The organism is Aeromonas sp. QDB18 (assembly GCF_027705325.1).
In the GTDB taxonomy this organism is placed as follows: Bacteria; Pseudomonadota; Gammaproteobacteria; order Enterobacterales; family Aeromonadaceae; genus Aeromonas; species Aeromonas caviae.
The window spans coordinates 1-9437 of record NZ_JAPDBQ010000157.1; the positions used below are offsets into that span (position 1 = coordinate 1).

Sequence of the window (9437 nt, forward strand, 5' to 3'; positions counted from 1 at the left end):
TCACGCAAGAGGCAATAGTGGATCACCGGACGATCGTCTCATTTTTTACCTGTCAACTGGTCTGGGTGAACCGTTACTCTGGGGATGCCTGCGCTCTGGATGCTGATCCTGGCACTCCTGCTGGCGCTGCTCGGTTACCTGGTGGTCAAGGTGCTGCTACCATGGCGTGCGATCCGGCGAGTCCGGGCTCGGGGATAGGAGAGAAACGATGCGCAATCTGGGTGAACTCGATTTGAACCTGCTGGTGGTCTTCAGGCACCTGATGCAGGAGCGCAGCGTGGCGGGGACGGCCAAGAAGCTGTGTGTCACCCCGTCGGCGGTGAGCAAGGCGCTCGGCAAGCTGCGGGACTGGTTCGGGGACCCCCTCTTCGTGCGCGTGCGCCAGGGCTTGCAGCCGACCAACCTCTCCCTGACCCTAGCAGAGGAGCTCAAGACCTGGTTCCAGCTCACCGAGAGCATCAGCACCCTCAACCGCGAGGCGATCCCCGAGGGGGCCCGCTTCAGTCTGGTGATGGAGTCCCCCTTCGGCATCAGCTTCCTGAGCGAGCTGCCCACGACCATCTACCAGAAGTACCCCCATTCCGTGGTCAGGATGCTGGGCTGGGATCACCACTCCCTCAACGACATCGTCAACGGGGAGGCGGACCTCGGCTTCTGCGCCCGGGAGACCCACGGCCGCTCCCATGCCAGGGTCAACCGGCTGCCCTATTACATCGATCATGAGGTGCTGTTCTGCGATCGTCCCGTGGTGTTCCTGCGCAAGGATCACCCCTTGCTCGGGCAGACGTGGTCGCTGACCCGCTTTCTGGCCTGCCCCCAGGTGAGCGTGGTGTGGGAGGCCAGCGACAGCTGGGCACTGGACGATCTGCTGGAGGACGAAGGCCACAGGCGGCAGGTGCCCATCATGGTGGCGAGCTTCGAGCAGGCGCTGCATATCGCCGCCCAAAAGAGCCACGAGCTGATCGCCGTGGTGCCTTCATATTGCGCGGACTATGCCGCCAGACATCACCCCGACCTCATCCCCATGCCGTTGCCGCTGGAAGAGTCTCTCTATGCCCAGCTGGAGATCGCCTTCATCCTGCTGTGGCACAAGCGCCACAATCAGGATGCCAAGGTGATGTGGTTGCGGGGGGAGATCCGGCGGCTCTATGGCCTGGCCGCGGCGGGGATGACGCGTTTTGCCTGGGGCGGGCCCATGGAGAGCGGGGCGGCGAAAGAGAAGCAAGGGGGAGGAGGCACCCCGGTTTAGTCGTACTGCTCTTCCATCCAGGCTTCGACGATGAGCTGGGCGGAGACGCCGTCCACGCTCCCCTTGTCCAGCGCCTTGTAGCCGCCACGTTCAAACAGGCGGGCGCGGGCATCCGTGGTGGTGAGTCGCTCATCCTTGAATTCCACCGGCTTGCCGAAACGGCCATGCAGGCGATTGCCGAATTTGCGGGCCCGCACCGTGATCTCTTGCTCCGTGCCATCCATGTTGAGCGGCAGACCGACGATCAGCAGATCCGGTTGCCACTCCTTGATCAGCTTCTCTATCTCGTCCCAGTTGGGGATGCCGTCGTTCGCCTTGAGGGAGCGAAGGGGGCGGGCGCTGCCCGTGAGCTCCTGGCCGATGGCGACACCGATGCTCTTGGTGCCGTAGTCAAAGCCCATGATGCTGCGTGATGACATGGGGTCTCCTCGAAATGGATGGATAAATGAAGGGGGAAGCCTCCTCCCTGCCTCCCCCTGCTCGTGGGGGAGGGCCGGGGTGTCAGCTATGGCCCACCTGGCTGGAGAGGTGCAGGGGGTTGACCCCAATGCTCGCTGCGGCTTGCTGCCAGCGCAGGTGGATGGGGGTATCGAAGACCAGCTTGGGATTGGGGGGGATCACCAACCAGGCGCCATCCACCAGCTCCTGCTCGAGCTGGCCTGCACTCCAGCCGGCGTAACCGAGCGCCACCAGCCAGTGGTCCGGCGCCTCGTCGGTGCCCAGGGTCTCCAGAATGTCCTTGGAGGTGGTGACCATCATCTCGTCGCTCACCTGCAGGGTGGAGTTGAACCCCGGGCGGAAGCTGTGCAGCACGAAGCCGCGATCCCCGTGCACCGGGCCCCCCTGCAACACCGGCTGTTTCATCTCGGCGGTGGCGGGGGGATTGAGGTTGAGCTTGGTCAGCATGGCGTCCAGGGACATGTCGACCGGAATGTTGACCACCAGTCCCATGGCGCCTTCGCTGCTGTGTTCGCACAGATAGACCAGGGAGCGCTGGAAATAGGCGTCCGTGAGGCTCGGCATGGCGAGCAGAAAGTGATTTTGCAGTGTTTGCATGGAGCGTATGTATCTCTAAGCGTGCAAAGGTATTTGGGGTGATTATGGCAGTTGATGGCGGCGGGCAAAACCGCTTTTTGCCGGCAGGAGGGCGGTAGTCAAAGGGGCCCTCACGGCCCCTTGTGTGTGTGTGTCCTCGCCGCAGCAACGAAGGGGTCAGCGGCCCAGTCGGCGCTCGATGGCGTCCATCAGCATGCCGGTAATGGAGACGTCGAAGGCCGCCTCAATCTCGCGGATGCAGGTCGGGCTGGTGACGTTAATCTCGGTCAGGCGATCGCCGATGATGTCGAGGCCGACGAAGATGAGCCCCTTCTCTTTCAGGGTCGGGCCTACCGCGCGGGCGATGGCCCAGTCCGCTTCACTCAAAGGGCGCGCCTCACCACGGCCGCCGGCCGCCAGGTTGCCACGGGTCTCACCCTGGGCCGGAATGCGGGCCAGGCAGTAAGGTACCGGCTCGCCATCCACCACCAGCACCCGCTTGTCGCCATCCTTGATGGCGGGCAGATAGGTCTGCGCCATGCAGTACTGGCTGCCGTGAGAGGTTAATGTCTCGATGATGACACCGACGTTGGCGTCATCCTCCTTCATGCGGAAGATGGAGGCGCCGCCCATGCCGTCCAGCGGTTTGAGGATGACGTCCTTGTGCTGGGCGTGGAAGGCACGCAGCTTGTCTGCTCTGCGAGTGACGAGCGTGGTCGGGGTGTGCTCGGCAAACCAGGCGGTGTAAAGCTTCTCGTTGGCGTCGCGCAGGCTCTGGGGCTTGTTGACGATGAGGCAACCCTCATCCTCGGCCCGTTCCAGCATGTAGGTGGCGTAGATGAACTCGGTGTCGAAGGGGGGATCCTTGCGCATCAGGATCACATCCAGGCTGGAGAGCGGCTGATCCACCACCTCGCCCAGCGTGTACCAGTCGGCATAGTCATATTTGACGGTGAGCGGGCGCATGGTACCGAAGGCGCGACCGGCCTCCATGTAGAGATCCTTCATCTCCAGATAGAACAGCTCGTAGCCGCGCTTTTGCGCCTCTTCGAGCATGGCGAAGCTGGAGTCCTTCTTGATGTTGATGGCCGAGATGGGGTCCATCACGATGCCGAGTTTGATGGTCATCCGAGATTCCTTCTGGTGGCTCGATTGGATGTGATGACCCCCTCCCTGCCTCCCCCTTCACAAGGGGGAGGTGCCTGTTGCTCCCTCCCCTTCGAAGGGGAGGGCCGGGGTGGGGTCGGCTGTCAGGCCAGATCGCCAAAGCGGCACTGAAGCGCAGTAATCGCCGTCAGGGCGGCGGTTTCGGTGCGCAGCACCCGCGGCCCCAGCAGCATCTCCTTGAAATCTTCCTGCACGGTACGGGCGATCTCGTCGCTGGACAAGCCCCCTTCCGGGCCGATCAGCAGGCGCACGCCGTGCTCGGGGATGGGCAGGGTGTTGATGCTGTAAGGGGCGCGCGGGTGCAGGTTGAGCTTGAGCTCCTGGGTCTCTTCCGCCAGCCAGGCGTCCAGCTCCATCGGCATGCGCACCTCGGGCACGGTATTGCGACCGCACTGCTCGCAGGCACTGATCACCACCTTCTGCCACTGCTCGCGCTTTTTCTCCAGCCGATCGGCGGGCAGCTTGACGCCGCAGCGCTCGGAGAAGAGGGGCGTGATGCAGGTGACGCCGAGCTCCACGGATTTCTGGATGGTGAAGTCCATCTTGTCGCCGCGGCTGATCACCTGACCCAGGTGGATGGCCAGCGGTGACTCCACCGAGCGGGTCTCGCAACTGTCGATGGTCACCTCAACGGACTTCTTGCCCACACTGGTGATGGTGGCGGGGTACTGGTGGCCGTCGCCGTTGAACAGCTCGAGCTGCTGGCCCGGCTGCATGCGCAGCACGCGGCCGATGTGATTGGCACCGTCTTCCGACAGGGCGAGGGTCTGGCCCACCTGCAGGCTGGCCGGTTCATAGATACGTGGAATGCGCATGGCTGATAGTCAGTCTCTTGCTTGGAAACCCTTCAATACCCTACTGCACGGCGGCGAGCAAGGCTCGCGAGACAGAGAGTGAAGGGATTCAGGAGGAGGGGGACGCTCCCCCTCCCTGGTCAAATGGGGTTATTGGCACTGCTTTTCAATGAAGGGATTGGTATTGCCCTGCAGCTTGCCGATACGGCGGTTGCGCTCGCACTCCCAGCGATCAGCCGGATACTGCCTGTCCCAGGCTTCGTAAAGCTTGCGCTGCTGGGCCGCCAGACGCAGTCCGTACTGCTGGCTCATGTAGAGGTAGGCGCGGGCGATCTGGCCACGCACCGGCCCCTTGGGCGGCTGCACCTGGCGCTCCTTGAAGTCCACCAGCATCTGGCACTTGCCGTACTGGTTCGGTTTGCCGTTCCAGTCGCTGAAGCGGAAGTTCGCCCGATCACCGTTCACCTCGCCGATGGCGGGGAAGAGGTTGTGCATGTCTCCCTCCATCCTGTTGAACTCGTCGCTCTTGCCGCAATTCTTGCGACCCCCGTCCTGCCAGCACTGGAGCTGGTGGCCGAACTCCCAGGCGGGCACCACGTGCTCCCATTCGATGCGGGAGGCCCGCTCGGCCTGCTTGCGCGGCAGGTAGCCGCAGCTCTCCCAGTCGGGGGCCATCTTCTTGCCGCTGAACTTGATGTTGCAACCGCAGTAGAAGGTGACGGGGTGGCTCTGGTAGAGCTTGTTCAGATCCTGCTTGGCGGCGCGAAAGGTCTGGATGTTGTCGGCATGGGCCGGGGCGCTGACCAGCAGGGCCAGGCAGAGGGAGAGCAGAGGGCGAAACATGAATATCCTTGGTAATGAGACAGTTGAATGAAGTAAGCGCGCACCCTATCACAGGAGCGCGACACGGGGTGACTCAATCCGCCGTCGTGTCGCGCTGCCACACCAGGGGCTGGCGACAGCGGCGGCAGTGATAGCGGGCCTCGCCGCGCATCACCTTGTTGTGGCGGCGCACCGAGAGGGGATGCTGCTGGCAGGCGCAGGCATACACGAAGGTGCGCTGGGCCAGCACCCCCAGATCGAAGCTGTGGGTGGTGCTGGGTTCGAGGCCGAACAGCTCCCGCATCACCGACTGCCACTGGCGGCCGTGGGGCAGTACTCGGCTCTTGCCGCGCCCCTCTCCCCAGAGCGCATAGACCAGCAGGTGCGCCACCTCGTGGGGCACCACTTCCCTGAGAAACGCCTGCTGATTGGCCTGATAGAGCGCCGGGTTGAAGCGCAGCTCCCAGGTTTGCAGCCGCGCAGACCCTGCCGCCCGGCCCCGCATGTTGCAATGGACTTGCGGGCGGGGAAAGGTGCGGCCAAGGCGCGTTTCGGCCTGCACAAAGCAGGCCTCGACGCGTGCGAGCAGCGTCTCGATGAGGGCGGGGTCAGGCCGGGTGGCAGTGGCAGGCATGGGATCCTCGGGACGGACACAAAAGCAAAAGGGGAGCCAGGCTCCCCTTTTATCACAACCTCGAGCCTTACAGGCCAGCGGCAGCGCGCAGCAGCTCGGCCTTGTCGGTCTTCTCCCAGGGGAACTCGTCGCGGCCGAAGTGGCCGTAAGCGGCGGTTGCCTGGTAGATCGGGCGCTTCAGATCCAGCATCTCGATGAGGCCATAGGGGCGCAGCTCGAAGAACTCGCGCACCAGCTTGACCAGCAGGGCTTCGGCCACCTTGCCGGTACCGAAGGTTTCGACGCTGATGGAGGTGGGCTCGGCCACGCCGATGGCGTAGGAGACCTGCACTTCACAGCGATCCGCGAGACCTGCGGCCACGATGTTCTTGGCCACGTAGCGGGCGGCGTAGGCGGCGGAGCGGTCCACCTTGGACGGATCCTTGCCGGAGAAGGCGCCACCACCGTGACGGGCCATCCCGCCGTAGGTGTCGACGATGATCTTGCGACCGGTCAGACCGCAGTCACCCATGGGGCCGCCGATGACGAAACGGCCGGTCGGGTTGATGAAGTACTTGGTGTCCTTGTTGATCCACTCGGCGGGCAGCACCGGCTTGATGATCTCTTCGCGCACCGCTTCCACCAGATCGCTGTGGCTGATGGAGTCGCAATGCTGGGTGGAGAGCACCACGGCATCGACACCCAGGATCTTGCCTGCGTCGTCGTAGGCGAAGGTCAGCTGGCTCTTGGCGTCCGGACGCAGCCACGGCAGGGTGCCGTTCTTGCGCACTTCTGCCTGACGCTTCACCAGCAGATGGGAATAGGTGATGGGGGCGGGCATCAGCACGTCGGTTTCGTTGGTGGCGTAGCCGAACATCAGGCCCTGGTCACCGGCACCTTGCTCCAGCGGGTCGGTACGGTCGACGCCCTGGTTGATGTCCGGAGACTGTTTGCCGATGGCGTTCAGCACGGCGCAGGAGTCGGCGTCGAAGCCCATGTCGGAGTGGGTGTAACCAATCTCGCGCACGGTGTCGCGCACGATCTGTTCGATGTCGACCCAGGCAGAGGTGGTCACTTCGCCGGCTACCATCACCATGCCGGTCTTGACCAGGGTTTCGCAGGCGACGCGCGCCTTGGTGTCCTGCTGCAGGATGGCGTCCAGCACCGCATCGGAGATCTGGTCGGCGATTTTATCGGGATGGCCTTCGGAGACCGACTCGGAAGTAAACAGCTTTGCCATGTTTGGTTCTCGATTCGTAAGGGTTATCGCCTTGGCCATAACCGGATAATGACAGGATGACTGTAGAGGTATCTACATCTGGACGTCTATTTTAAATAGGTCATCCGGTGATTGCCAGCACTATTTGGGGGGGGAGCCGCCCGGGGCGGGATGGGGAAGGGATCCACCTCCATGGAGGTAAGGCAGGGGGCGGATTGAATCGTTTTCCCCGCCCAGAAAAGCGATTGTGCTCCCAAAGCCACTTTATTCGCCCAGATAATATTTGCACGCCGCGCCCCCTGCTGGGACAATAACGCGCCTTAATCTTGGCCATCAAATGAAGCAATCGCAGGAGATACAGATGCCTTCTCGTAAAGAGCTTGCCAATGCCATTCGTGCATTGAGTATGGATGCCGTTCAAAAAGCCAACTCCGGTCACCCGGGCGCCCCCATGGGAATGGCGGATATCGCTGAAGTGCTGTGGCGCAGCCACCTCAAACACAACCCGAACAACCCCAAGTGGGCCGACCGCGACCGTTTCATTCTCTCCAACGGCCACGGCTCCATGCTGCTGTACTCCCTGCTGCACCTCTCCGGTTATGACCTCTCCATCGACGATCTGAAAAACTTCCGCCAACTGCACTCTCGCACCCCGGGTCACCCGGAGTACGGTTATGCGCCGGGCGTTGAAACCACCACCGGCCCGCTGGGTCAGGGCATCACCAACGCCGTGGGCATGGCGATCGCCGAGAAGGCCATGGCCGAGCAGTTCAACCAGCCGGGTCACGACATCGTCGACCACTACACCTACGCCTTCATGGGCGACGGCTGCCTGATGGAAGGTATCTCCCACGAAGCCTGCTCCCTGGCCGGCACCCTGGGTCTGGGCAAGCTGATCGCGTTCTGGGATGACAACGGCATCTCCATCGATGGTCACGTAGAAGGCTGGTTCACCGACGACACTCCCAAGCGCTTCGAAGCCTACGGCTGGCACGTCATCCCGGCCGTTGACGGTCACAACCCGGAAGCCATCAACGCCGCCATCGAAGCCGCCAAGGCCGAGAGCGGCAAGCCGACCCTGATCTGCTGCCGCACCATCATCGGCTACGGTTCCCCGAACAAGTCCGGCTCCCACGACTGCCACGGCGCACCGCTGGGCAACGACGAGATCGCCGCCGCCCGTGCCTTCCTGAAGTGGGACCACGCGCCGTTCGTCATCCCGTCCGACATCGCCGCCGAGTGGAACGGTCAGGAGAAGGGCGCCAAGCTCGAATCCGACTGGGCTGCCAAGTTCGCCGCCTATGAAGCCGCTCACCCGGCCCTGGCTGCCGAATTCAAGCGCCGCACCACTGGCGAGCTGCCGGCCAACTGGGCTGCTGAATCCGCCAAGATCATCGAAACCCTGCAGGCCAACCCGGCCAAGATCGCGACCCGTAAAGCGTCCCAGAACTCCCTGGAAGCCTTCGGCAAGCTGCTGCCGGAATTCATGGGCGGCTCCGCGGATCTCGCGCCGTCCAACCTGACCATGTGGTCCGGCTCCAAGTCCCTGACTCCCGAGAGCGCCGCAGGCAACTACATCCACTACGGCGTGCGCGAGTTCGGCATGTCCGCCATCATGAACGGCATCGCCCTGCACGGTGGTTTCATCCCCTACGGCGCCACCTTCCTGATGTTCATGGAGTACGCCCGCAACGCCCTGCGCATGGCCGCCCTGATGAAGCAGCGCGCCATCTTCGTCTACACCCACGACTCCATCGGTCTGGGTGAAGATGGTCCGACTCACCAGCCGGTGGAGCAGATCGCCTCCCTGCGTCTGACCCCGAACATGAGCACCTGGCGCCCGTGTGACCAGGTAGAGTCCGCCATCGCCTGGAAACACGCCATCGAGCGTACCGACGGCCCGACCTCCCTGATCTTCTCCCGTCAGAACCTGGCCCAGATGGACCGCACCGCCCAGCAACTGGCCGATGCCGCCAAGGGTGGTTACGTGCTGAAGGATTGCGCCGGTACCCCGGAGCTGATCCTGATCGCCACCGGTTCTGAAGTGGAGCTGGCCGTGGCTGCCTATGAGCAGCTGACTGCCAAGGGCCGTGCCGTGCGCGTGGTCTCCATCCCGTCTACCGACGTGTTCGACGCTCAATCTGCCGAGTACAAAGAGTCCGTCCTGCCGGCCGCCGTCACCAAGCGTGTGGCCATCGAAGCGGGCATCGCCGACTACTGGTACAAGTACGTGGGCTTTGGCGGCAAGATCATCGGCATGCGCACCTTCGGTGAGTCCGCACCGGCCGAGCTGCTGTTCAAGGAATTCGGCTTTACCGTGGAAAACGTGGTTGCGACCGCAGAGTCCCTGTAACAGCCCCTGTAATTCCTGAACATTGGGTCACTCTGGCCCAATAGCCAGAAAATAAAAACGCCCTCCATCGCAAGATGGGGGGCGTTTTGTTGGGTTGTAAAAATAGAGTTATACCAATCAGATTAAAGATGTGATCTAATTGCTCTATTCTGGTTTCACTGTACTCAGTATGTCCGATCCAATCG

9 protein-coding genes are annotated in these 9437 nt (G+C 62.8%); 2 read left to right on the top strand and 7 right to left on the bottom strand.

From position 1 onward, the window contains the following. Nucleotides 1-208 precede the first annotated feature (208 nt). A complete protein-coding gene (yidZ, locus tag OKC30_RS17900) occupies nt 209-1249 on the top strand; it encodes an HTH-type transcriptional regulator YidZ (RefSeq protein ID WP_160839029.1) in 1041 nt (346 codons plus the stop codon). Here the strand turns inward: yidZ and ruvX are convergent. The 7 genes from ruvX to metK all read right to left on the bottom strand — a co-directional run bounded on the left by ruvX (nt 1246) and on the right by metK (nt 6920). Further along, nucleotides 1246-1668, bottom strand: coding sequence for a Holliday junction resolvase RuvX (gene ruvX / locus OKC30_RS17905; protein ID WP_160839027.1), 423 nt, complete (start codon nt 1666-1668; stop codon nt 1246-1248). The two genes, yidZ and ruvX, sit on opposite strands and share 4 nt — an antisense overlap. An 82-nt stretch (nt 1669-1750) precedes the next feature. Then, the gene (locus tag OKC30_RS17910; RefSeq protein ID WP_010673864.1) at nt 1751-2305 is read right to left on the bottom strand and encodes a YqgE/AlgH family protein; all 555 of its coding nucleotides are present in this window, start codon (nt 2303-2305) and stop codon (nt 1751-1753) included. Between the two features lie 156 nt (nt 2306-2461). After that, a complete protein-coding gene (gene gshB / locus OKC30_RS17915) occupies nt 2462-3412 on the bottom strand; it encodes a glutathione synthase (RefSeq protein ID WP_160839025.1) in 951 nt (316 codons plus the stop codon). A gap of 122 nt (nt 3413-3534) precedes the next feature. Then, nucleotides 3535-4266 carry a 16S rRNA (uracil(1498)-N(3))-methyltransferase gene (gene rsmE, locus OKC30_RS17920; protein ID WP_052816450.1) on the bottom strand — a complete coding sequence of 244 codons (732 nt, stop codon included), beginning with the start codon at nt 4264-4266 and terminating at the stop codon, nt 3535-3537. Between the two features lie 129 nt (nt 4267-4395). Further along, a complete protein-coding gene (locus OKC30_RS17925; RefSeq protein ID WP_039040144.1) occupies nt 4396-5088 on the bottom strand; it encodes an endonuclease in 693 nt (230 codons plus the stop codon). Between the two features lie 73 nt (nt 5089-5161). Continuing rightward, entirely contained in the window at nt 5162-5701 is a 540-nt protein-coding gene (locus OKC30_RS17930; protein WP_160839022.1) for a SprT family zinc-dependent metalloprotease, read from the bottom strand. 67 nt (nt 5702-5768) lie between these two features. Then, entirely contained in the window at nt 5769-6920 is a 1152-nt protein-coding gene (gene metK, locus OKC30_RS17935; protein WP_010673869.1) for a methionine adenosyltransferase, read from the bottom strand. A gap of 340 nt (nt 6921-7260) precedes the next feature. Between metK and tkt the strand changes: the two genes are divergently transcribed. Further along, a complete protein-coding gene (gene tkt / locus OKC30_RS17940; RefSeq protein ID WP_160839020.1) occupies nt 7261-9252 on the top strand; it encodes a transketolase in 1992 nt (663 codons plus the stop codon). Nucleotides 9253-9437: the final 185 nt, after the last annotated feature.